The organism is Pantoea sp. Z09 (assembly GCF_022394795.1).
In the GTDB taxonomy this organism is placed as follows: domain Bacteria; phylum Pseudomonadota; class Gammaproteobacteria; order Enterobacterales; family Enterobacteriaceae; genus Pantoea; species Pantoea latae.
The window spans coordinates 3,869,725-3,892,640 of record NZ_CP092373.1; the positions used below are offsets into that span (position 1 = coordinate 3,869,725).

A 22,916-nucleotide genomic window follows, 5' to 3' on the forward strand; every position below is an offset into this window, starting at 1 on the left:
TTTATTCTGCACAGGGCGCGTCGCGGCTTCAGGCGGCAACGCGCCACATACAGAAGATTTTTGTTGCCGTGGAAACTTTAGCCCATCTCCGGATGGGCTTTTTTCGCCGCGAAATCATCGTTCAGCCGTCTGAAACCGGACGCGGAAGAGTATAATGCACTAAAATAGTGCAGAGGAACGCTGTATGGCAACTGGCACCCTGCCCGACGCGGGACAAATTCTCAACTCCCTGATCAACAGTATTCTGCTAGTGGATGACGAGCTGGTTATCCACTATGCCAATCCGGCGGCGCAGCAGCTACTGGCGCAAAGCTCACGCAAACTGTTCGGCACGCCGCTGCCCGATTTAACCGGCTACTTTTCGCTGAATATCGAGGTGATGCGCGAGAGTCTTGCGGCTGGCCAGGGGTTTACCGACAGCGAAGTGACGCTGGTGGTCGACGGCCGCGCGCACGTTATGGCGCTCACGGCGCAGCGGCTGCCGGACGGCTTTATTCTGCTGGAGATGGCGCCGATGGATAACCAGCGTCGCCTGAGCCAGGAGCAGCTTCAGCATGCGCAGCAGGTGGCAGCGCGCGATCTGGTGCGCGGCCTCGCTCACGAGATTAAAAATCCGCTGGGCGGCCTGCGCGGCGCAGCGCAGCTGCTGTCGCGCGCGCTGCCCGATCCGTCGCTGAACGAATATACCAAAGTGATTATCGAGCAGGCGGACCGTCTGCGTAACCTGGTCGACCGCCTGCTCGGCCCGCAACAGCCCGGCATGCACATCACGCAGAGCATTCATCAGGTAGCGGAACGCGTGGTGAATCTGGTGTCGATGGAGCTGCCGGAGAACGTCAGGCTGGTGCGCGATTACGATCCCAGCCTGCCGGAGCTGCCGCACGATCCCGACCAGATTGAACAGGTGCTGCTCAACGTGGTTCGCAACGCGCTGCAGGCGCTGGGCGAAGAAGGCGGCACCATTATCCTGCGCACCCGCACCGCCTTCCAGCTGACGCTGCACGGCACGCGCTACCGTCTGGTGGCGCGTATCGACGTGGAAGACGACGGCCCGGGCATACCGGCGCAGCTGCAGGATACCCTGTTTTACCCGATGGTGAGCGGCCGCGAAGGCGGTACCGGTCTGGGTCTCTCTATCGCCCGTAGCCTGATCGATCAACATTCAGGAAAAATTGAGTTTAACAGTTGGCCTGGACACACCGAATTCTCGGTTTATCTGCCTATTCGCCAGTGAGGTTTCTATGCAACGAGGGATAGTCTGGATCGTCGATGACGATAGCTCCATCCGCTGGGTGCTTGAACGCGCGCTCACTGGAGCCGGTTTAAGCTGTGCCACTTTCGATAGCGGCAATGAGGTGCTGGACGCGCTCTCGACCAAAACCCCAGACGTTTTACTGTCAGATATTCGCATGCCGGGCATGGACGGGCTGGCGCTGCTGAAACAGATCAAGCAGCGTCATCCGATGCTGCCGGTCATCATTATGACGGCGCACTCCGACCTGGACGCGGCGGTCAGCGCCTATCAGCAAGGGGCGTTCGACTACCTGCCGAAGCCCTTTGATATCGACGAGGCCGTGGCGCTGGTCGAGCGCGCCATCAGCCACTATCAGGAGCAGCAGCAGCCGCGCAATCAGCCGGTCAGCGGTCCTACCACCGACATCATCGGCGAAGCGCCAGCGATGCAGGATGTGTTCCGCATTATCGGCCGCCTGTCGCGCTCGTCGATCAGCGTGCTGATCAACGGCGAGTCGGGCACCGGGAAAGAGCTGGTGGCGCACGCGCTGCATCGCCACAGTCCGCGCGCCAAAGCGCCGTTTATCGCGCTCAATATGGCGGCGATCCCGAAAGATTTGATTGAGTCCGAGCTGTTCGGCCATGAGAAAGGGGCGTTTACCGGCGCGAATCAGATCCGTCAGGGCCGCTTCGAGCAGGCGGACGGCGGCACGCTGTTTCTCGATGAGATCGGCGATATGCCGCTCGACGTCCAGACGCGCCTGCTGCGCGTGCTGGCCGACGGGCAGTTTTACCGCGTCGGCGGCTATGCGCCGGTGAAGGTGGATGTGCGCATTATCGCGGCCACCCATCAGAACCTTGAGCGCCGGGTGCAGGAAGGCAAGTTCCGTGAGGATCTTTTCCATCGCCTGAACGTTATCCGCGTGCATCTGCCGCCGCTGCGCGAACGTCGCGAAGACATTCCGCGCCTGGCGCGCTATTTCCTGCAGGTGGCGGCGCGCGAGCTGGGCGTCGAGGCGAAAATTCTCCATCCGGAAACCGAGGCGGCGCTGACGCGTCTGCACTGGTCGGGTAACGTGCGCCAGCTGGAGAACACCTGTCGCTGGCTGACGGTGATGGCGGCGGGCCAGGAAGTGTTGATTCAGGATCTGCCGCCGGAACTCTTTGAGTCCAGCACGCCGGAGAGTCCGGTGCAGTCGCTGCCCGACAGCTGGGCGACGCTGCTGGCGCAGTGGGCCGACCGCGCGCTGCGCTCCGGTCATCAAAACCTGCTCTCTGAAGCGCAGCCGGAAATGGAGCGCACCCTGCTGACCACGGCGCTGCGTCATACGCAGGGCCACAAGCAGGAAGCGGCCAGGCTGCTGGGCTGGGGACGCAATACCCTGACGCGCAAACTGAAAGAGCTGGGCATGGAGTAACAATGCGGGTAAAACAAGGCGATTTTTTACACAACTTATCGCCTTGACCCGCTTTACACACCGATGCCGTTCAGTATCATACGGGCGGCTATCGGGAGAAGAAGCAATGTTTGAATCCTTCCTTCACATGGTATCGCACAACCTGGCCGTTATCGGCAGCGCCGCCGGCCATTCGCCGCAGGCCGCCGTCGCTGCCGTGCTGTGCGCTATCATGGTCAATCTGTTTCAGTAATCGCCGCGCCTGCGCGTACTCTTATGCGCGCAGGCGCGCTGCTGTGCTAAATCACGCGTGAGAACTGCTGCTGACGCGCCTTTTGCCGCAGATAAAGGTCAAAGCACATGCAGATGTTGCGGATCAGTAATCGGCCCGCGCCGGTCACCTGCAGCCCGTGGTCACGCCGCTCCACCAGCCCGTCCGCAATCAGCGGCTGCAATAGCGCCAGGTCCTCGGCGAAGTAGTCGCTGAAGCGTATCGCGTGTTGCGCTTCGATGGCGCGGAAGTCGAGCGAGAAGTTGCAGATCAGCGTTTTTATTACGTCGCGGCGCAGACAGTCGTCATCCGTCAGCGCCACGCCGCGCCACAGCGCCTCGCCGCGCGTCGCCACCGCCTCATACCAGCGATTCAGATCTTTTTCATTCTGCGCATAGCTGTCGCCGATCATGCTGATGGCGGAGACGCCGAGGCCGAGCAGATCGCTGTCGCCCTGTGTGGTGTAGCCCTGGAAATTACGGTGCAGCACCCCGGCGCGCTGCGCCTGGGCCAGTTCATCCTGCGGTTTCGCGAAGTGGTCCATGCCGATGAAGTCATAGCCCTGCTGCGTCAGCGTGGCGATGGTCTGCTGTAAGATCTCCAGCTTGCTCTGCGCCGACGGCAGCTCCTGCTCTTTGATTTTGCGCTGCGCCGCAAACAGCGCCGGCAGATGCGCGTAGTTGAACACGCTCATGCGGTCCGGGTTGAGCGCGATAACGCGCTGCAGCGTATAAGCGAAGCTCTCTGGCGTTTGCAGCGGCAGACCGTAGATAAGATCGATGCTGGTGGAGTGAAAGCCCTGCTCGCGCGCCCGGGCCATCAGCGCGAAGATCGCCTCTTCATCCTGAACGCGGTTGACGCGCGCCTGCACCGCCTTATTAAAGTCCTGCACGCCCATGCTCAGCCGGTTAAAGCCGAGCTGACGCAGGTGCGTGATGGTATCCGGCTCGATTTCACGCGGATCGACTTCGATCGACATCTCCAGATCGTCCGCCAGGCTGAAGTTTTCTCGCAGCAGCGCCACCAGCCGGGAGAGCTGCTCGTGATTAAGAAAGGTCGGCGTGCCGCCGCCCCAGTGCAGCTGCGTCACGCGGCGCTGGCGAAACAGCGGCGCGCGCTGACGTATCTCCTGCGCCAGCGCATCCAGATAGCGGTCCGCTTTATGCAGCTGGCGCGTCACCACCTTATTACAGCCGCAGAAGTAGCAGAGCTTATGGCAAAACGGGATATGCACGTAGAGCGACAGCGGACGATCGGGATAGCGTGCGACGGCGCGCTGAAACGCCGCAGCGTCGTAGCGCTCGCTAAACTCCAGCGCAGTGGGATACGAGGTATAGCGCGGGCCGGCGTAATTGTATTTCTCAATTAACCGCTGATCCCAGGAGACGGGTTGCAGAAACATGCTTACTCCTTCCGGTGACGTCTCAGAGAAGGTCGCGATGCAGAAGAGAGGAAAGGTGAGCGGGACTGAACCCGACGTAAACGTGACTTCAGACGCGACAGGCGTCGTAGTTTAGCCAATAACAGGATGAGATAACATGTCAGCAGCAGCGCTAAAATTGATCCAGGCCAAAACATAACGATTTACCTGTCTGGCGCGGCATGCGCGGATGCGCATGCCGATCAAAACTCAGTTGCCTTTCAGCAGGCGATACATATCTTCTTCGGCCTGCTCATCTTCCGCCTCGTCATCCATGTCGATGCCGAGCTGCTCCATCAGTTCATCGATGCGGTCCAGGGTTTCATCCAGCCAGGCCTGCTCTTCCGCCGACAGCGTTTCGCCGTTTTCCATGCGATCCAGCAGCGCGTCGAGACGCTCGCTGTTTTCCAGCTGCGCCAGCTCCTCTTCCGGACTAAGACGCACTTTCTTCTCTACCGGCGGTTTCACCGCCTTTTTCACCGGCGCGCTGGACGTGGCGCCGTCAGCGATCAGCGGAATCGGTTTTTTGCTGCCGATACGCGGGTCTTTGGCTTTATTGCCCTGGCCAGATTTTCCCGCGCTAACGGCAGGATTGGCGCGACTGCCAGAGGCGTTGCCGCGATGCTTTTTATCACGCTTGCGATCGCGTGCGGCCTCATTGAGTTCTTCGCGCGATTTACGCTTTGTTTTACTGGTGGCAGGTTTGCCGCTCGCGCCGCGTACAGGTTGCTTCATGATGTTCGGTCTCACTGTTTTTAATCAGTATCAGTATATACCCCTCACTCTTGACGCGGCTTGTTTGTCGGCGATGCGCAGCAGAAAATACGCGTCCTCTCTTTAAGCTCGTCTGTTCACGGAGGGTACAGAATTGCGGCGAAATCTAGCAGAAAGCAGACAAAGAAAAAAGGCGACAGCTCTATGCTGTCGCCTTATTTCGCACCTTCCGCAGAAGGAATCATATTTTTAATCCGTTTTGGCTCGCAACGTCCCGGTCAATCCCGCGCCTGCTCAACTCCTGAGCGAATCCTTTTCCTTTTCCGGCCTGCAATCCCTGGCCGTTTCCCTCCCTCTGCTCGCGGTCATCCAGACGCTCCTGAGCACATCATCCTGATGGGTGCTGCCCTGCACTGCCCAATAATGTAGACCAACCGGTAAAACCCACAACCCAATAACGGCTCTTTTTACCTTTTTATTTAGCGATTTCATTACATACAATTGATTTATATATATTTTATTTTTTAAATTTTTCATAAAAAGCGGTCATAACTGGCAGTATTTATGGCGAATATCTTACAAAAACCTGCTGGATGACGCCGTCGGGCACTTTTGCGCCATAACGCGTATAATCAGCGCCAATGACCGCATTCGTCTCTGGAGTTAAATTTTGTCTGCACTGAACTATCACGTTACCCACTTCATTCTTAGCGCGCCCGATATCCGCCATCTGCCTGCCGATACCGGCATTGAAGTTGCCTTCGCCGGCCGCTCGAACGCGGGTAAATCGAGCGCGCTGAACACCCTCACCAACCAGAAAAGCCTGGCGCGCACCAGTAAAACGCCGGGCCGCACGCAGCTTATCAACCTGTTCGAGGTCACAGACGGTAAACGCCTGGTGGATCTGCCCGGCTATGGCTACGCCGAAGTGCCGGAAGAGATGAAGCGCAAATGGCAGCGCGCGCTGGGCGAATATCTGCAAAAACGCGACGCGCTGAAAGGCCTGGTGGTGCTGATGGATATTCGCCATCCGCTGAAGGATCTCGATCAGCAGATGATTCAGTGGGCGGTAGAGAGCCAGATCCCGGTGCTGGTGCTGCTGACCAAAGCGGACAAGCTCGCCTCTGGCGCGCGTAAAGCGCAGCTCAACATGGTGCGCGAAGCCGCGCTGGCCTTTATGGGCGATGTGCAGGTAGAGATGTTCTCTTCTCTGAAAAAGATCGGCGTCGACAAGCTGCGTCAGAAACTGGATGTCTGGTTCAACGAATTAGCGCCAGCGCAGGATAACGCGGCTGAAGCGTAACAGCGAAACAGGCTTTTGCTGGCAAAAGCACAATAAAAAACGCCCCAGTCATAAAATGACTGGGGCGGCTAATATTCAGCCAAATCCGATTACGTGAAGTAAAAGGTCTGAAAGATAGAACATCTTACCTCTGTACCCTACGCCTCGAACTTTACCTGATTTTTTCTGTCGCACAAAGGCTTTTTTGTAGTTTGCTTTCACTAAACAGCATGATTTTTCATGCGTTCATCACAAAAATCGCCTCTGGATGTAGTTTAATTACCAAAAAAATGCTTAACCGATAGGTAGTTAGAAATGACGTAATTTTGTTCATTCGCTGAATCGGTTAAACAGACTTTTTTCTTATAGGCTGAGCAGGCCGATGAGGATAATCCTTCACCGGCCTGAGCGACATCCGTTAGTGCGCCTGATCCCAGTTATCACCCACGCCGACCTCAACCTGAAGCGGCACATCCAGCTTCATGCTGTCCTCCATTAATTCGCGGATCTGCTGGCTGGCGGACTCTACGGCGTCGGCCTGCACCTCAAACACCAGTTCATCGTGCACCTGCATAATCATGCGCACCGCGTCGTCATTCTGCTGCTGCAGCCAGCCGTCTACCGCAATCATTGCGCGCTTGATGATATCGGCCGCGGTGCCCTGCATCGGGGCGTTGATCGCCGCGCGCTCGGCCGCTTTACGCCGCATGGCGTTGCTGGATTTGATGTCCGGCAGCCACAGGCGTCGACCGTCCAGGGTTTCGACGTAGCCTTTGCTGGCCGCCAGCTGGCGGGTGTTTTCCATATAGCGCAGCACGCCGGGATAGCGTTCGAAATAGAGATCCATATATTTCTTCGCTTCGCCCGCGCCGATATTGAGCTGGCGCGACAGACCGAACGCACTCATGCCATAAATCAGGCCGAAGTTAATCGCCTTCGCGCTGCGGCGCTGTTCGCCGCTGACCTTGTCCAGCGCCACGCCAAACACCTCTGCGGCGGTCGCGCGGTGAATATCCTCGCCGTGTGCGAAGGCGTCCAGCAGGCCTTTGTCCTGCGACAGGTGCGCCATAATGCGCAGCTCAATCTGCGAGTAGTCCGCCGCAACGATGCAGTTGCCTTTGCCAGCGATAAAGGCCTGACGTATACGGCGGCCTTCATCGTTGCGCACCGGAATGTTCTGCAGGTTGGGATCGGTCGAGGAGAGTCGCCCGGTCGCCGTGACCGCCTGATGATAGGAGGTATGCACGCGGCCAGTCAGCGGATTGATCATCTGCGGCAGCTTGTCGGTGTAGGTCGATTTCAGCTTCGACAGGCCGCGGTGTTCCAGAATCACCTTCGGCAGCGGATAGTCGAGCGCCAGCTCCGCCAGCACCTCTTCGCTGGTAGACGGCGCGCCGCCAGGGGTTTTCTTGGTCGGTTTAATGCCCTGCTTTTCAAACAGGATGGTCTGCAGCTGTTTGGTGGAAGAGAGGTTGAAAGGCTCGCCCGCCAGCTCATGCGCTTTCTGCTCCAGCTCCGCCAGCCTCAGGGTCAGCTCTTTCGAGTGCTGCGCCAGAATAGACTGATCAATCAGCACGCCGTTGCGCTCCACGCGAGAGATCACCGTCAGCAGCGGCATCTCAATCTCTTCGAAAACCTTTCTCGGGCCCGCTTCTGGCTCCAGCTCTGCCCACATTTTCAGGTGCAGCTGAAGCGTGACGTCGGCGTCTTCCGCCGCGTAGTGCGCCGCCTGCTCCAGCGCGATCTGGTTAAAGGTCAGCTGATTTTTGCCCTTGCCGGCGATCTCTTCGAAGGTCACGGTTTTATGGTTCAGCCAGCGCGCCGACAGGCTATCCATATCGTGTTTGCCTGCCACGCTGTTGAGCATGTAGGACTCCAGCATGGTATCGAACTTAATGCCGGCCAGTTCGATGTCGTAGTTTTTCAGAACGCCGCGATCGTACTTCAGATTCTGCCCCACCTTCAGGGCGTTGCTGTCCTCCAGAATCGGCTTCAGCTGCGCCAGCACCTCGCGGCGATCCAGCTGATCCGGCGCATCAAGATAATCGTGGCCCACCGGCAGATAGGCGGCTTCGCCCGGCGCGACGGCCAGCGCGATGCCAACGATACTGGCGCTCAAGGTATCCAGCGAGTCGGTTTCGAGATCGAACGCAAAGAGATCGCTTTTCTTCAGCTTCTCCAGCCAGAGGTCGAACGTCTCCTGGTCGAGGATGGTGACGTAGCCGTCCGAGGCGAGCACGCTGGTGGCTTCCGGCTTCGCAGCAGGCTCTTCAGGCAGCGCCTGCTGCGCCTTCAGGTTGCTCTTTTTACCCTGCAGCCACTTGCCGTCCTGCAGATCCGCCAGCCAGCGTTTGAATTCGTAACGGCTGAACAGCGCCTGCAGTGCCTCGACGTCCGGCTCGGCGACCGTCAGCTCGCTGCAGCTCAGCTCCAGCTCAACGTCGGTTTTAATGGTGGCCAGCTGGTAGGAGAGAAAGGCCACGTCGCGATTCTGCTCCAGCTTCGCCGCCATTGTTTTGGCGCCGCGGAAAGAGAGTTCGGCGACCTTATCAAGATTCTCATAAATCGACCGCATGCCGCCTAATCCCTGCAGCAGCGCCTGCGCGGTTTTCTCGCCAACGCCCGGCACGCCTGGAATGTTATCCGAGCTGTCACCCATCATCGCCAGAAAGTCGATGATCAACCCAGGCGGCACGCCATATTTATGCTCAACCTCTTCTGGGCCAAGAATGGTATTGGTCATGGTGTTGATCAGAGTAATATTCGGCGTGACCAGCTGCGCCATATCTTTGTCGCCGGTGCTGATCAGCACCGGGCGGCCCTCTTTCTCTGCCTGCAGCGCCAGCGTGCCGATAACATCGTCCGCCTCAACGCCGCTCACCGCCAGCAGCGGCAGACCCATTGCTTTCACCATCTCGTGCAAGGGCGCGGTCTGCGCGCGCAGATCGTCCGGCATTGGCGGGCGATGTGACTTGTAGTGTTCGAACAGCTCATCCCTGAACGTTTTGCCTTTGGCGTCGAATACCACGGCAACATGGCTTGGATTGTACTGCGCCAACAGACTTTTCAACATGTTGAGCACGCCATACATCGCGCCGGTCGGCTCGCCTGCGCTGTTGGTGAGCGGCGGAAACGCATGATAAGCGCGGTAAAGGTAGGATGAGCCATCAACCAGAATCAGGGGATTTTCTGCAATTTGCGCCATAAGTCTGTGTAATCTTCGTTGCCATGGGTGGACTATAAGGATGCCACAGCTTGAGCAGAATGTTGAACGCAGGCCGCCTGCAGCCGGATTTTTTCATGGTTTTACGGCGCGGATCGCAAGGATCTTTCTGTGGATAACTTTGTGCGCAAAAATCATAACGCGTTAACGCTTGCGCTATAAAAGGGTAATGAGTTTTATAAAGTCCATTTAAATCAGTTAATTAGTTTATTGCTGTGACAGGACAACGCTTTCTGCACAGGCAGTGGCATATGTGGATATTAAACAGGAAAGGCTGCGAATGGACTATTTTGCTAAATAATTTCAATCATAAAAAAACGCCGACAATGTCGGCGTTTTCAGCTGAACAGATCATTTATTACTTCTGGCTGACCAGGAACTTCACCACGTTGGCATATTCCGCGACAAAGTTATCCATAGAGCTGGTGTCGAGACCGCCGTTGTTAACCATATATTTGCCGTTGACGAACATAGCCGGCACGCCGCGCAGATCCACGTCTGACGCCGCTTTTTCCTGCTGCGCCACTAACGCTTTCACAGCAAAGCTGTTCCATGCCGCGTCATACTGCTCGGACGTGATGCCCGCCGCGCTAATAAAGGCCGCCTTCAGGCTCGCGGCATCGGTGATGGTCTGCGTTTTCTGGATACCGTCAAAAATCGGCGCGGTGACTTTATCTTCAACGCCCAGCGCCAGCGCAACCGCCCATGCATGCGTCACAACCGGGCCAAAATCGCCGCCGAGAAAATCGACGTGGTATTTAGTCACTTTGGTGTCGGCAGGCAGATTCTTTTTCACGGCGTCGCTGATGTGATAAAGACGCTCGAACTGATAGCAGTGCGGGCAAAAGAAGGAGAAGAACTCCAGCACCTGCGGTTCGCCGGCAACAGGCTTCGGCAGGCTGACGTATTGCTGACCATCGGTAAACTGGGCAGCAGAGGCGCTGAACGCCAGCACTAAACCAACCAGTGCAAACCAAATTTTCTTCATTGTGAAAAATTCTCCTGACTTCTCTATTTAAAATTGCGGGGTGAGCTGTAGCGGTGGTTGCTGCAACAGCTTCTCCTGCTCGGTAAATTGCGAAATCTGTCGGCGCCAGAAATCCTCGTCCGTCATCCACGGAAATGCGCGAGGAAAGGCCGGATCCTGCCAGCGGCGCGCCACCCAGGCCAGATAATAAACCATGCGCATAGCGCGTAAAGGTTCAATCAGTGACAATTCGTTAATATCAAAATCGCTGAACTCCGTATACGCCTCCAGCAAAATATCCCACTGAATGCGCTGTTCCTGAAGATCGCCGTTGATCAACATCCAGAGATCCTGCACCGCCGGCCCGTTACGCGCATCGTCGAGATCGACGAACAGCGGCCCGTCACGCCACAGGATATTGCCGGGATGGCAGTCGCCATGCAGCCGCAACGGCTGCCAGCTGTGATGCCAGCGCTGCTGGAGGGCAACGCCAAGCTTGTCTATTGCCTGCAGTAGCGTGGGCTTCAGCGCGGCCGGCACCAGCGGGTTGCTCGCCAGCTCGGCGCGCGGCTGATGCAGGTACTCTTCTAAGTCCATGGTAGGACGATGCGTAAAGCGCTGCTTGCGGCCGGTCTGGTGGATGCGTCCCAAAAAGCGGCCTACCCACTCCAGATGCTCGTCGTTGTCCGTTTCATACTGACGGCCGCCAAGGCTGGGAAACACCGTGAACAGGAAGCCTGCGTGGTGATGCAGCGTTTTTCCCTGCAGGATGAGAGGCGCGGCAACCGGCACTTCATCGGCCAGCAGATCGTGCGTGAACTGATGCTCTTCCTCAATTTGCGCTTCGCTCCAGCGCTGAGGCCGATAGAATTTCACCACGTAGCGCTGACGCTCTTCATCGCTGAACTGATAGACGCGGTTCTCATAGCTGTTGAGCGCGGTTAATCCAGACTCGACCCGAAGACCCGTTTCCCATAGCGCATCGAGGATGGCGTCAGGATCCAGCGTCTGGAAATTAAAAGCGGCATCCATTGAATTACCCGTTACTGTCTTTACAAGGAGCCCGCAAGCATAGCATTAGTTATCGTCCTTAATCACACCGCGCGCGCGCAACAGCGCTGTTTTAAAATCTGCTTCATAATCTTTTTGTCGGCCGGGAATTTCCGCATACTTGTCGGCATCGCGCATTTTCAGATGGTAAATCAAGATGTCATCGGTTAATTCACTTAATGGGCCACTGAAACCCGATTCCTGCGCCAGTTTTTGTAAAAATTGCAGCAGGTTGAGATCCGGCTCCTGTTGCCAGGCGGGCCGCAGCAGGTCGAGCAGTTCATTCAGTCGATGATATTTCATCTTTTTTCCTCATAACGGGTTTGTTGCAGGGGTATCGGCATGACAGCATTAACCGGCGTTATTCTGGCCGGCGGACAGGGGAGTCGTATGGGCGGACAGGATAAAGGGCTGGTGCTGCTTAACGGCATCCCGCTTTATCAGCATGTGCTTCAGCGGCTCAGGCCGCAAGTCGACATTGTCATGATAAGCGCTAACCGTAACCTTGATCGTTATCAGGCAAGCGGCTGTACGGTGATAGCCGATACCTTGCCTGACTATCCGGGGCCGCTGGCGGGCATGCTGAGCGGCCTGCTTGCCGCGAAAACGGATTGGGTCGTCTTCTGCTCCTGCGATACGCCCTCCGTGCCGGTTGATTTTGTCGCGCAGCTATGGCGGCAAAAAGAGACGGCGCCCACCGTCTGGGCGCGCTCGACCGAGCGCGACCATCCTGCGCTGGCCTTATTGCACCGCAGCCTGGCTAAGCCGCTGGCTGATTATCTGCAGCGTGGAGAGCGGCGCCTGATGCAGTTTCTGCGGGAACAGAATGGTCATGCGGTAACGCTTAGCCAGAGCGAAGCCGCCTTCCGCAATGTGAATACGCCTGACGATCTTGAGGATAGTCCACTATGACGTTGCCATTACTGGCTATCGCCGCCTGGAGCGGAACCGGGAAAACGACGCTGTTGCAGCAGGTGATCCCCTTGCTGAAAGCGAGCGGCATTCGGCCTGGGCTAATAAAGCATACGCACCATCAGATGGAGATCGATACGCCGGGTAAAGACAGCTATCTGCTGCGAAAGGCGGGCGCGGATCAGGTGATCGTCGCCAGCTCGCAGCGCTGGGCGCTGATGTGCGAGACGCCGCAGAGCGACGCGCTTGATTTACGCTATCTGGTCAGCCGAATGGATGCGACCCAGCTTGACCTGGTGCTGGTGGAAGGATTTAAAGATGAGCCGGTGCCGAAAATCATCCTGTGGCGTGCAGGCGTAAAAGAAGAGGTTTCGTTATTGCTCGATGAACACGTTATTGCGGTCGCCAGCGATAGTTATCTGGACGTGGGGGTGCCCTTGCTGGATCTGAATCGTCATGAAGAGATTAGCGCCTTTATTGCGGCGTGGCTGAAGAAGGCGTAAAGAGCGACCAATGCGCTGAGCTTTCCAGCGCATTATCGGCGCTAAAATGCAAAAAACCCTGACCGTGAGGTCAGGGTTATTGCAATTGGATGCCTGGCAGTTCCCTACTCTCGCATGGGGAGACCCCACACTACCATCGGCGCTACGGCGTTTCACTTCTGAGTTCGGCATGGGGTCAGGTGGGACCGCCGCGCTAGTGCCGCCAGGCAAATTCTGTTTTCCGCGCCGCCATAAGGCCGCACGGTGTATCCGTCAACAAGCTGAAAATCTCGCGTCTCACAAAACGCCTCTGGCGTTGTAAGGTTAAGCCTCACGGGTCATTAGTACCGGTTAGCTCAACGCATCGCTGCGCTTACACACCCGGCCTATCAACGTCGTCGTCTTCAACGTCCCTTCAGGACCCTCAAGGGGTCAGGGAAAACTCATCTCGGGGCAAGTTTCGTGCTTAGATGCTTTCAGCACTTATCTCTTCCGCACTTAGCTACCGGGCAGTGCCATTGGCATGACAACCCGAACACCAGCGGTGCGTTCACTCCGGTCCTCTCGTACTAGGAGCAACCCCCCTCAGTTTTCCAGCGCCCACGGCAGATAGGGACCGAACTGTCTCACGACGTTCTAAACCCAGCTCGCGTACCACTTTAAACGGCGAACAGCCGTACCCTTGGGACCTACTTCAGCCCCAGGATGTGATGAGCCGACATCGAGGTGCCAAACACCGCCGTCGATATGAACTCTTGGGCGGTATCAGCCTGTTATCCCCGGAGTACCTTTTATCCGTTGAGCGATGGCCCTTCCATTCAGAACCACCGGATCACTATGACCTGCTTTCGCACCTGCTCGAGCCGTCACTCTCGCAGTCAAGCTGGCTTATGCCATTGCACTAACCTCCTGATGTCCGACCAGGATTAGCCAACCTTCGTGCTCCTCCGTTACGCTTTGGGAGGAGACCGCCCCAGTCAAACTACCCACCAGACACTGTCCGCAGCCCGGATAACGGGCCTACGTTAGAACACCAGCCATTAAAGGGTGGTATTTCAAGGACGGCTCCACGCAGACTGGCGTCCACGCTTCGAAGCCTCCCACCTATCCTACACATCAAGGACCAGTGTTCAGTGTCAAGCTGTAGTAAAGGTTCACGGGGTCTTTCCGTCTTGCCGCGGGTACACTGCATCTTCACAGCGATTTCAATTTCACTGAGTCTCGGGTGGAGACAGCCTGGCCATCATTACGCCATTCGTGCAGGTCGGAACTTACCCGACAAGGAATTTCGCTACCTTAGGACCGTTATAGTTACGGCCGCCGTTTACCGGGGCTTCGATCAAGAGCTTCTCCTTGCGGATAACCCCATCAATTAACCTTCCGGCACCGGGCAGGCGTCACACCGTATACGTCCACTTTCGTGTTTGCACAGTGCTGTGTTTTTAATAAACAGTTGCAGCCAGCTGGTATCTTCGACTGGCCTCGGCTCCGGGAGCAAGTCCCCTCACCTACGCGCCAGCGTGCCTTCTCCCGAAGTTACGGCACCATTTTGCCTAGTTCCTTCACCCGAGTTCTCTCAAGCGCCTTGGTATTCTCTACCTGACCACCTGTGTCGGTTTGGGGTACGATTTCGTGTTGCCTGATGCTTAGAGGCTTTTCCTGGAAGCAGGGCATTTGTTGCTTCAGCACCGTAGTGCCTCGTCGTCACGCCTCAGCCTTGACTTTCCGGATTTGCCTGGAAAGTCAGCCTACACGCTTAAACCGGGACAACCGTCGCCCGGCCAACATAGCCTTCTCCGTCCCCCCTTCGCAGCAACACCAAGTACAGGAATATTAACCTGTTTCCCATCGACTACGCCTTTCGGCCTCGCCTTAGGGGTCGACTCACCCTGCCCCGATTAACGTTGGACAGGAACCCTTGGTCTTCCGGCGAGCGGGCTTTTCACCCGCTTTATCGTTACTTATGTCAGCATTCGCACTTCTGATACCTCCAGCGGCCCTCACAGGCCACCTTCGACGGCTTACAGAACGCTCCCCTACCCAACAGTATCGCTACTGCTGCCGCAGCTTCGGTGCATGGTTTAGCCCCGTTACATCTTCCGCGCAGGCCGACTCGACCAGTGAGCTATTACGCTTTCTTTAAATGATGGCTGCTTCTAAGCCAACATCCTGGCTGTCTGGGCCTTCCCACATCGTTTCCCACTTAACCATGACTTTGGGACCTTAGCTGGCGGTCTGGGTTGTTTCCCTCTTCACGACGGACGTTAGCACCCGCCGTGTGTCTCCCGTGATAACATTTCTCGGTATTCGCAGTTTGCATCGGGTTGGTAAGCCGGGATGGCCCCCTAGCCGAAACAGTGCTCTACCCCCGAGAATGAGTTCACGAGGCGCTACCTAAATAGCTTTCGGGGAGAACCAGCTATCTCCCGGTTTGATTGGCCTTTCACCCCCAGCCACAGGTCATCCGCTAATTTTTCAACATTAGTCGGTTCGGTCCTCCAGTTAGTGTTACCCAACCTTCAACCTGCCCATGGCTAGATCACCGGGTTTCGGGTCTATACCCTGCAACTTAACGCCCAGTTAAGACTCGGTTTCCCTGCGGCTCCCCTATACGGTTAACCTTGCTACAGAATATAAGTCGCTGACCCATTATACAAAAGGTACGCAGTCACCCCATAAAAGAGGCTCCCACTGCTTGTACGTACACGGTTTCAGGTTCTTTTCACTCCCCTCGCCGGGGTTCTTTTCGCCTTTCCCTCACGGTACTGGTTCACTATCGGTCAGTCAGGAGTATTTAGCCTTGGAGGATGGTCCCCCCATATTCAGACAGGATACCACGTGTCCCGCCCTACTCATCGAGCTCACAGCCTGTGTGTTTTCGTGTACGGGAGTATCACCCTGTACCCTGCGACTTTCCAGACGCTTCCACTAACACACAAGCTGATTCAGGCTCTGGGCTGCTCCCCGTTCGCTCGCCGCTACTGGGGGAATCTCGGTTGATTTCTTTTCCTCGGGGTACTTAGATGTTTCAGTTCCCCCGGTTCGCCTCGCAACACTATGTATTCATGTTGCGATAGTGTGTCGAAACACACTGGGTTTCCCCATTCGGACATCGCCGGCTGTAGCGGTTCATATCACCTTGCCGGCGCTTTTCGCAGATTAGCACGTCCTTCATCGCCTCTGACTGCCAGGGCATCCACCGTGTACGCTTAGTCGCTTAACCTCACAACCCACAGGCGTCTTGCGACGTCGCGGTTGTGATTATTGAGAGACTCGAACGCGTTGCCTTTATTCCTTATTACGGAGGAATAACGCAAAGCGTCGTTTCAATTTTCAGCTTGTTCCGGATTGTTAAAGAGCAATATCTTAAACATGACTCGCAAGTCATCTTTAAGATACGGGGGTCGGTGACTTTCACTCACGAACCAGCAAGTGGCGTCCCCTAGGGGATTCGAACCCCTGTTGCCGCCGTGAAAGGGCGGAGTCCTAACCGCTAGACGAAGGGGACACGAAAACGCGTCACGACTTCGCAGCCGTCTTGCTTCTTTACGTTTCTATCAGACAATCTGTGTGAGCACTTCGAAAGGCAGTATCTTCAGGTAAGGAGGTGATCCAACCGCAGGTTCCCCTACGGTTACCTTGTTACGACTTCACCCCAGTCATGAATCACAAAGTGGTAAGCGCCCTCCCGAAGGTTAAGCTACCTACTTCTTTTGCAACCCACTCCCATGGTGTGACGGGCGGTGTGTACAAGGCCCGGGAACGTATTCACCGTGGCATTCTGATCCACGATTACTAGCGATTCCGACTTCACGGAGTCGAGTTGCAGACTCCGATCCGGACTACGACGCACTTTATGAGGTCCGCTTGCTCTCGCGAGGTCGCTTCTCTTTGTATGCGCCATTGTAGCACGTGTGTAGCCCTACTCGTAAGGGCCATGATGACTTGACGTCATCCCCACCTTCCTCCGGTTTATCACCGGCAGTCTCCTTTGAGTTCCCGACCGAATCGCTGGCAACAAAGGATAAGGGTTGCGCTCGTTGCGGGACTTAACCCAACATTTCACAACACGAGCTGACGACAGCCATGCAGCACCTGTCTCACGGTTCCCGAAGGCACTAAGGCATCTCTGCCAAATTCCGTGGATGTCAAGAGTAGGTAAGGTTCTTCGCGTTGCATCGAATTAAACCACATGCTCCACCGCTTGTGCGGGCCCCCGTCAATTCATTTGAGTTTTAACCTTGCGGCCGTACTCCCCAGGCGGTCGACTTAACGCGTTAGCTCCGGAAGCCACTCCTCAAGGGAACAGCCTCCAAGTCGACATCGTTTACGGCGTGGACTACCAGGGTATCTAATCCTGTTTGCTCCCCACGCTTTCGCACCTGAGCGTCAGTCTTTGTCCAGGGGGCCGCCTTCGCCACCGGTATTCCTCCAGATCTCTACGCATTTCACCGCTACACCTGGAATTCTACCCCCCTCTACAAGACTCTAGCCTGCCAGTTTCGAATGCAGTTCCCAGGTTAAGCCCGGGGATTTCACATCCGACTTGACAGACCGCCTGCGTGCGCTTTACGCCCAGTAATTCCGATTAACGCTTGCACCCTCCGTATTACCGCGGCTGCTGGCACGGAGTTAGCCGGTGCTTCTTCTGCGGGTAACGTCAATCGACGCGGTTATTAACCGCATCGCCTTCCTCCCCGCTGAAAGTACTTTACAACCCGAAGGCCTTCTTCATACACGCGGCATGGCTGCATCAGGCTTGCGCCCATTGTGCAATATTCCCCACTGCTGCCTCCCGTAGGAGTCTGGACCGTGTCTCAGTTCCAGTGTGGCTGGTCATCCTCTCAGACCAGCTAGGGATCGTCGCCTAGGTGAGCCGTTACCCCACCTACTAGCTAATCCCATCTGGGCACATCCGATGGTGTGAGGCCCGAAGGTCCCCCACTTTGGTCTTGCGACGTTATGCGGTATTAGCTACCGTTTCCAGTAGTTATCCCCCTCCATCGGGCAGTTTCCCAGACATTACTCACCCGTCCGCCACTCGTCACCCAAGAGCAAGCTCTCTGTGCTACCGTTCGACTTGCATGTGTTAGGCCTGCCGCCAGCGTTCAATCTGAGCCATGATCAAACTCTTCAATTTAAGTTTGATTTGCTTAAACAAGTTAAGCGGTGCTCATCTGTAAAACGTCATAATGAATGTCATTATGTGTCCACTCGTGAGGCTTGATATTTTTTAAGCCCGAAGGCTTTTGATATCTGCTCTCGAGTGCCCACACAGATTGTCTGATAAATTGTTAAAGAGCGGTGCAGTCAGCGGTTGAGCCTGCTGCTGCGAGGTGGCGTATATTACGCTACTCTCCTTCGGAGTCAACCCCTTTTTTCAGGGACTTCATCCGGCGACTCAGCTGCCTGAGTCTCCTGAACACCGCATTCCGTAAGCCGTTGTGCCGTGTCAGTGGAGGCGCATTATAGGGAGTTCTTTCTGGCTGACAAGCATTTCTTTAAAAATAATTACTGCATGCCTCTTTTTTAAGCGAAAGGCGCAAAAGCAGGCGTTTTCCGCTGAAAAACCGCACAGAAGCGGGCATTGCCGCTGGAAAATTGCCACAATAACGCGTCGTGCCGATGCTATGATCTCTCTTCGGCCTCTCGCCCGCTACTGACATATATAGAAGGATTTTCGATGATACGATCCGCGCGCAGTATGGCCGGTTTGCCATGGATAGCCGCAATGGCGTTCTTTATGCAGGCACTGGACGCCACGATCCTCAACACCGCACTACCCGCCATCGCTACCAGTCTCGACCGCTCTCCTCTGGCTATGCAGTCCGCCGTAATCAGCTACACGCTTACCGTAGCTATGCTTATTCCCGTGAGCGGCTGGCTCGCCGACCGCTTCGGCACGCGCAAAGTGTTTATCATCGCCGTTTCGCTCTTTACGCTCGGTTCGCTGGCCTGCGCCCTGTCGCAGTCGCTGACGGTGCTGGTCATTTCACGCATCGTGCAGGGTGTCGGCGGGGCGATGATGATGCCGGTGGCGCGTCTGGCGCTGCTGCGTGCCTATCCGCGTAGCGAACTCCTGCCGGTACTGAACTTCGTCACCATGCCTGGCCTGGTCGGTCCGATCCTTGGGCCGCTGCTGGGCGGCCTGCTGGTCACCTATGCGACCTGGCACTGGATATTCTTAATCAACATTCCCGTCGGCATTCTTGGCATTTTGTATGCGCGCAAATATATGCCTGATTTTACCTTGCCCAAACGCCGCTTCGATTTTCTCGGCTTCCTGCTGTTTGGCGCCGGGCTGGTGCTGCTGTCGATCGGCATCGAGCTGTTCGGCGAGCGTATCGTCTCCGCCTGGCTCGCTTCCGGCGTGCTGATCGCCGGCGTGCTACTGCTGCTCCTTTATATAGTCCATGCGCGCCGTCACCCTGCCCCTTTGATCAGCCTGCCGATGTTTAAAACGCGCACCTTCTCGGTCGGCATTATCGGCAATATCGCCTCGCGCCTCGGCACCGGCTGCGTGCCTTTTCTGATGCCGCTGATGCTGCAGGTGGGATTTGGCTTCTCGGCGGTGGTGGCGGGCTGCATGATGGCGCCAACGGCGGTCGGCTCGATTCTGGCAAAATCCACGGTGACGCAGGTGCTGCGCCTGTTCGGCTATCGCCGTACGCTGGTCGGCATCACCGTGATCATCGGCATTCTGATTGCCAGCTTCTCGCTGCAGTCGCCGTCTGAAAGCGTTGTGCTGCTGCTGCTGCCGCTGTTTATTCTCGGCATGTCGATGTCAACGCAGTTTACGGCGATGAACACCATTACGCTGGCCGACCTGAATGATGAGAACGCCAGCGGCGGCAACAGCGTGCTGGCAGTGACGCAGCAGCTGTCGATCAGTTTCGGCGTCGCAGTGAGCGCGGCGGTGCTGCGCTTTTATCAGGAATTTGAAACCGGCACCGTCGAGCAGTTCCACGCCACTTTCCTGACAATGGGCATCGTTACGGTGATCTCCGCCTTTACCTTTGCGCTGCTGCGCCCCGGCGACGGCCGTCACCTGATCACCAACCGCGATAAAAAGAAGAAAGCCGCCTAGCTCGAGGCGCGCACCACCAGCTCCGGCGTCAGCACCAGAGTTTGCTGGCTGGCGTCGGGGTCCGCCAGGCGATGAAGTAAGGTATCGATCGCCAGCTGGCCCAGCTCATCTTTCGGCTGGTGAATAGTCGTCAGCGGCGGCGTCAGGTAGCGCGCCAGCTCGATATCGTCATAGCCCATCACCGCGATATCCTGCGGAATGCGTAATCCCGCTTCAAACAGCGCGTGATAGACGCCGACTGCCATCGCATCGTTGCTGGCGAACACCGCCTGCGGCGGCGTCTCCAGCGCCAGCAGCGCTGTCATGGCGCTGTAGCCGCCCTGAAATTCGAAATCACTGTTGATCACATAGCCGGCCGGGATTGCCAGGCCATTTTTTTCCATCGCATGGTAGTAACCCTGAAGGCGCATGCGCCCCGGGGTTTTATCCAGCGGGCCGGAAATGCAGGCGATGCGGGTATAGCCGCGATCGATCAGATGCTGCGTCGCCATCTCACCGCCGAGCAGCGCATTATCCTGAATAATGTCGCCGCGCCCTTCAAACGGCGCCCAGTCCATCATTACGGTGGGGATAGCAGGATAGCGGTTGAGAATTGCCGCCGACGGCAGATGGCTTTCGGTGCACATGATCAGCAGTCCGTCGACGCGCTTTTGCAGCAGCGTTTCCAGGCTGCGGTTCATGCGCTCTTCGTCGCCCGCCGTGTTGCAAAGGATCAGGCTGTAACCGCGCTCGTAGCAGCTCTCTTCAACGCCGCGCACCACTTCAGCGTAGAACGGGTTGCTGCTGGCGGTCAGCAGCATGCCGATGGTGTGCGTCTGGTTAAGCTTGAGGCTGCGCGCCAGCGCCGAGGGCGCATAGTTGAGCGCGCTGATCGCCCGGTCGACCTTCTCGCGCACCGCCTCGCTGACGAAGCGGTTATTGTTGATCACGTGCGAGACGGTAGAGGTGGAGACGCCCGCCATGCGGGCGACATCTTTCATGGTCGCCAAGGCTTAACCCTGCTGAAGTAAAAAGTCGTCGATTTCCGCGCGCCACGGCACGGAGGGCTGCGCGCCTGGACGAGTGACGGCAATCGCCGCCGCCGCATGGGCGAAGCGCACCGCGTCATGCAGGCTTTTGCCTTCCAGCCGCGCCGTAATAAACGCGCCGTTAAAGGTGTCTCCAGCCGCAATAGTGTCTACCGCCTTCACCGTAAAGCCAGCGATGCGCTGCCCTTTGCCCTGCTCGCTCAGCCAGACGCCGCGGCGTCCCAGGGTAATCAGCACGGTAGCAATGCCTTTAGCGTGCAGCGCCTCGGCGGCGCGCGCGGCGTCGTCATCGCTGGCAACGGCGATGCCGGTCAGGCTTTCCGCTTCGGTTTCATTCGGCGTAATGATATCCACCAGCGCCAGCAGTTCGTCATCGAGCGACGTCGCCGGCGCGGGATTAAGGATCACCTGCGTCTGATGCGCGCGCGCGATCTTCGCCGCAGCCAGCACGCTCTCCAGCGGCGACTCCAGCTGCATCAGCAGCGCCGACGCGTCCGCAATAACCTGCTGATGGCGCGCGACGCAGTCGGGCGTCAGAGCCGCATTGGCGCCGGCGCAGATGCCGATGCTGTTCTCCCCTTCGCCGTTGACGAAAATCAGCGCCACGCCGGTCGGTTCACCGCTGACGGTTTCCACCGACGCAGTATCGATACGGTCCTGCGCCAGCTGCGCGCGGATGCGTTCGCCGATGGCGTCGTCGCCAAGGCAGGCGATAAAGGCGATGTCCGCACCAGCGCGTCCTGCCGCCACCGCCTGATTGGCCCCTTTGCCGCCAAACGCCACGTTATACTGCTCCCCGATCACCGTTTCGCCGGGACGGGGAAAGTGCGCCAGGTTAAGAATGTGGTCAGCATTAATGCTGCCGAGAACGGCCAGTTTTGCGCTTTTGCTCATAGGGTGTGATCCAGAAAGAGTGCGCCACCGGTTTAAGGGTGGCGCATTGCCCTGCTTTTCTTTGAGTTATTTGGTGACCAGTTTCAGGTCAACGGGATTGATGCCCTGCACTTTTTCACCTTTCAGCACTTTATCGGCGGTATCCACGCCAATCATGCCGATCTTATCCGGCATCTGAGCGACTGTCGCCGCCAGCTTGCCGCCTTCGACCGCTTTCACGCCGTCAGCGGTGCCGTCAAAGCCGACTACCACGACATCAGATTTCCCGGCGGTTTGCAATGCGCGTAACGCGCCAAGCGCCATTTCATCATTTTGCGCAAACACCGCCTGTACGTCCGGATGCGCCTGCAGCAGGTTCTGCATCACGTTCAGGCCCTTGGTGCGATCGAAGTCCGCTGGCTGGCTCGCCAGCACCTGGAATTTATGCGCGTCTGACGCCTGCTTAAAGCCTTCGCCGCGCTCGCGCGCCGCCGAGGTGCCGGCAATGCCCTGCAGTTCGATAATTTTCGCGCTGTCGCCCAGACGCTTAGCGATATAGTCGCCCGCCATTTTTCCGCCGAAGCGGTTGTCAGAGGCGACATGGCTCACCACCTTGCCCTGCGCCGCCACGCGGTCCAGCGTGATCACCGGGATATTAGCCTGGTTGGCCATTTTCACCGCGTTGCCGACCGCATCGGAGTCGGTAGGGTTGATCAGCAGCAGTTTTGCGCCGCGCACGGTGAGATCCTGCACGTTAGCCAGCTCTTTTGCCGGGTTGTTCTGCGAATCGAGCACCACCAGGTTGTAGCCCAGTTTGTCAGCCTCTTTCTGCGCGCCCTCCTTCAGCGAGACGAAGAAGGGGTTATTCAGCGTAGACACCACCAGCGCGATGGTATCTTTCGCCACTGCGCTGGCGCTCAATGTCGCGCCGAGGATCACAGCCAGTGCGGTCAACTTTTTCATCATTTCATCCTGTG

Annotated in this window: 16 protein-coding genes, 1 tRNA gene and 3 rRNA genes; 7 read left to right on the forward strand and 13 right to left on the reverse strand. The window is 57.1% G+C overall.

Annotated elements, in window-relative coordinates; all coding sequences use genetic code 11:
- The first annotated feature begins 184 nt into the window (after nt 1–184).
- From glnL to MC269_RS18460, 3 genes are all read left to right on the forward strand, one after another.
- Entirely contained in the window at nt 185–1,234 is a 1,050-nt protein-coding gene (glnL, locus tag MC269_RS18450; RefSeq protein WP_239953267.1) for a nitrogen regulation protein NR(II), read from the forward strand.
- 7 nt (nt 1,235–1,241) lie between these two features.
- Nucleotides 1,242–2,651: a nitrogen regulation protein NR(I) gene (gene glnG, locus MC269_RS18455; RefSeq protein WP_081137749.1), complete on the forward strand. Its 1,410-nt coding sequence runs from the start codon at nt 1,242–1,244 to the stop codon at nt 2,649–2,651.
- Between the two features lie 106 nt (nt 2,652–2,757).
- Nucleotides 2,758–2,883, forward strand: coding sequence for a YshB family small membrane protein (locus MC269_RS18460; protein ID WP_143806252.1), 126 nt, complete (start codon nt 2,758–2,760; stop codon nt 2,881–2,883).
- A gap of 46 nt (nt 2,884–2,929) precedes the next feature.
- Here the strand turns inward: MC269_RS18460 and hemN are convergent, their stop codons facing one another.
- Together hemN and yihI are read right to left on the reverse strand one after the other, a co-directional pair.
- On the reverse strand, nt 2,930–4,303 hold the full coding sequence (gene hemN / locus MC269_RS18465; protein WP_239953268.1) for an oxygen-independent coproporphyrinogen III oxidase: 1,374 nt from the start codon (nt 4,301–4,303) through the stop codon (nt 2,930–2,932).
- A 228-nt stretch (nt 4,304–4,531) separates the two neighbouring features.
- Entirely contained in the window at nt 4,532–5,056 is a 525-nt protein-coding gene (yihI, locus tag MC269_RS18470) for a Der GTPase-activating protein YihI (RefSeq protein ID WP_081137745.1), read from the reverse strand.
- 649 nt (nt 5,057–5,705) lie between these two features.
- On the opposite strand from yihI, the gene yihA reads away from it, so the two are divergent.
- Nucleotides 5,706–6,338, forward strand: coding sequence for a ribosome biogenesis GTP-binding protein YihA/YsxC (gene yihA / locus MC269_RS18475; RefSeq protein ID WP_081137743.1), 633 nt, complete (start codon nt 5,706–5,708; stop codon nt 6,336–6,338).
- A gap of 397 nt (nt 6,339–6,735) precedes the next feature.
- Here the strand turns inward: yihA and polA are convergent, their stop codons facing one another.
- The 4 genes from polA to MC269_RS18495 all read right to left on the reverse strand — a co-directional run bounded on the left by polA (nt 6,736) and on the right by MC269_RS18495 (nt 11,860).
- Nucleotides 6,736–9,522, reverse strand: a complete 2,787-nt coding sequence (gene polA, locus MC269_RS18480) for a DNA polymerase I (RefSeq protein WP_239953269.1) — start codon at nt 9,520–9,522, stop codon at nt 6,736–6,738.
- A 376-nt stretch (nt 9,523–9,898) separates the two neighbouring features.
- A complete protein-coding gene (gene dsbA, locus MC269_RS18485) occupies nt 9,899–10,528 on the reverse strand; it encodes a thiol:disulfide interchange protein DsbA (RefSeq protein ID WP_239953270.1) in 630 nt (209 codons plus the stop codon).
- Nucleotides 10,529–10,555: 27 nt separating this feature from the next.
- The gene (locus MC269_RS18490; RefSeq protein WP_239953271.1) at nt 10,556–11,539 is read right to left on the reverse strand and encodes a serine/threonine protein kinase; all 984 of its coding nucleotides are present in this window, start codon (nt 11,537–11,539) and stop codon (nt 10,556–10,558) included.
- Nucleotides 11,540–11,584: 45 nt separating this feature from the next.
- Nucleotides 11,585–11,860, reverse strand: a complete 276-nt coding sequence (locus MC269_RS18495) for a YihD family protein (RefSeq protein ID WP_081137735.1) — start codon at nt 11,858–11,860, stop codon at nt 11,585–11,587.
- A 39-nt stretch (nt 11,861–11,899) separates the two neighbouring features.
- Here MC269_RS18495 and mobA point away from each other — a divergent pair, with 39 nt between their 5' ends.
- Together mobA and mobB are read left to right on the forward strand one after the other, a co-directional pair.
- Nucleotides 11,900–12,469, forward strand: a complete 570-nt coding sequence (mobA, locus tag MC269_RS18500) for a molybdenum cofactor guanylyltransferase MobA (protein WP_239953272.1) — start codon at nt 11,900–11,902, stop codon at nt 12,467–12,469.
- Nucleotides 12,466–12,972 carry a molybdopterin-guanine dinucleotide biosynthesis protein MobB gene (gene mobB / locus MC269_RS18505; protein WP_239953273.1) on the forward strand — a complete coding sequence of 169 codons (507 nt, stop codon included), beginning with the start codon at nt 12,466–12,468 and terminating at the stop codon, nt 12,970–12,972. Before mobA ends, mobB begins: the two co-directional genes overlap by 4 nt.
- 91 nt (nt 12,973–13,063) lie before the next feature.
- Here mobB and rrf read toward each other — a convergent pair.
- From rrf to MC269_RS18525, 4 genes are all read right to left on the reverse strand, one after another.
- Nucleotides 13,064–13,179 (reverse strand): 5S ribosomal RNA (rrf, locus tag MC269_RS18510).
- Nucleotides 13,180–13,271: 92 nt separating this feature from the next.
- Nucleotides 13,272–16,174: ribosomal RNA gene (locus tag MC269_RS18515) — 23S ribosomal RNA — on the reverse strand.
- 210 nt (nt 16,175–16,384) lie between these two features.
- Nucleotides 16,385–16,459, reverse strand: a tRNA-Glu gene (locus MC269_RS18520).
- Between the two features lie 92 nt (nt 16,460–16,551).
- Nucleotides 16,552–18,091, reverse strand: a 16S ribosomal RNA gene (locus MC269_RS18525).
- The 16S, 23S and 5S rRNA genes sit together here with 1 tRNA gene alongside, the layout of an rRNA operon.
- Before the next feature lie 543 nt (nt 18,092–18,634).
- Between MC269_RS18525 and mdtD the strand changes: the two genes are divergently transcribed.
- Complete coding sequence (mdtD, locus tag MC269_RS18530) at nt 18,635–20,038, forward strand: multidrug transporter subunit MdtD (protein WP_239953274.1); 1,404 nt, start codon at nt 18,635–18,637, stop codon at nt 20,036–20,038.
- Here mdtD and rbsR read toward each other — a convergent pair.
- The 3 genes from rbsR to rbsB all read right to left on the reverse strand — a co-directional run bounded on the left by rbsR (nt 20,035) and on the right by rbsB (nt 22,902).
- The gene (gene rbsR, locus MC269_RS18535; RefSeq protein ID WP_371824350.1) at nt 20,035–21,027 is read right to left on the reverse strand and encodes a ribose operon transcriptional repressor RbsR; all 993 of its coding nucleotides are present in this window, start codon (nt 21,025–21,027) and stop codon (nt 20,035–20,037) included. The genes mdtD and rbsR overlap by 4 nt on opposite strands.
- A 3-nt stretch (nt 21,028–21,030) precedes the next feature.
- On the reverse strand, nt 21,031–21,960 hold the full coding sequence (gene rbsK, locus MC269_RS18540; protein WP_239953275.1) for a ribokinase: 930 nt from the start codon (nt 21,958–21,960) through the stop codon (nt 21,031–21,033).
- Between the two features lie 66 nt (nt 21,961–22,026).
- On the reverse strand, nt 22,027–22,902 hold the full coding sequence (gene rbsB / locus MC269_RS18545) for a ribose ABC transporter substrate-binding protein RbsB (RefSeq protein ID WP_081140517.1): 876 nt from the start codon (nt 22,900–22,902) through the stop codon (nt 22,027–22,029).
- Nucleotides 22,903–22,916: the final 14 nt, after the last annotated feature.

What these genes read in the sequence shown, in the direction of transcription:
- rbsB (WP_081140517.1), bottom strand. Translation starts at nt 22,902, where the DNA reads ATGAAAAAGTTGACCGCACTGGCTGTGATCCTCGGCGCGACATTGAGC.
- MC269_RS18460 (WP_143806252.1), top strand. Translation starts at nt 2,758, where the DNA reads ATGTTTGAATCCTTCCTTCACATGGTATCGCACAACCTGGCCGTTATC.
- polA (WP_239953269.1), bottom strand. Translation starts at nt 9,522, where the DNA reads ATGGCGCAAATTGCAGAAAATCCCCTGATTCTGGTTGATGGCTCATCC.
- MC269_RS18495 (WP_081137735.1), bottom strand. Translation starts at nt 11,860, where the DNA reads ATGAAATATCATCGACTGAATGAACTGCTCGACCTGCTGCGGCCCGCC.
- mobB (WP_239953273.1), top strand. Translation starts at nt 12,466, where the DNA reads ATGACGTTGCCATTACTGGCTATCGCCGCCTGGAGCGGAACCGGGAAA.
- dsbA (WP_239953270.1), bottom strand. Translation starts at nt 10,528, where the DNA reads ATGAAGAAAATTTGGTTTGCACTGGTTGGTTTAGTGCTGGCGTTCAGC.
- glnG (WP_081137749.1), top strand. Translation starts at nt 1,242, where the DNA reads ATGCAACGAGGGATAGTCTGGATCGTCGATGACGATAGCTCCATCCGC.
- hemN (WP_239953268.1), bottom strand. Translation starts at nt 4,303, where the DNA reads ATGTTTCTGCAACCCGTCTCCTGGGATCAGCGGTTAATTGAGAAATAC.
- mobA (WP_239953272.1), top strand. Translation starts at nt 11,900, where the DNA reads ATGACAGCATTAACCGGCGTTATTCTGGCCGGCGGACAGGGGAGTCGT.
- glnL (WP_239953267.1), top strand. Translation starts at nt 185, where the DNA reads ATGGCAACTGGCACCCTGCCCGACGCGGGACAAATTCTCAACTCCCTG.
- rbsK (WP_239953275.1), bottom strand. Translation starts at nt 21,960, where the DNA reads ATGAGCAAAAGCGCAAAACTGGCCGTTCTCGGCAGCATTAATGCTGAC.
- yihI (WP_081137745.1), bottom strand. Translation starts at nt 5,056, where the DNA reads ATGAAGCAACCTGTACGCGGCGCGAGCGGCAAACCTGCCACCAGTAAA.
- mdtD (WP_239953274.1), top strand. Translation starts at nt 18,635, where the DNA reads ATGATACGATCCGCGCGCAGTATGGCCGGTTTGCCATGGATAGCCGCA.
- MC269_RS18490 (WP_239953271.1), bottom strand. Translation starts at nt 11,539, where the DNA reads ATGGATGCCGCTTTTAATTTCCAGACGCTGGATCCTGACGCCATCCTC.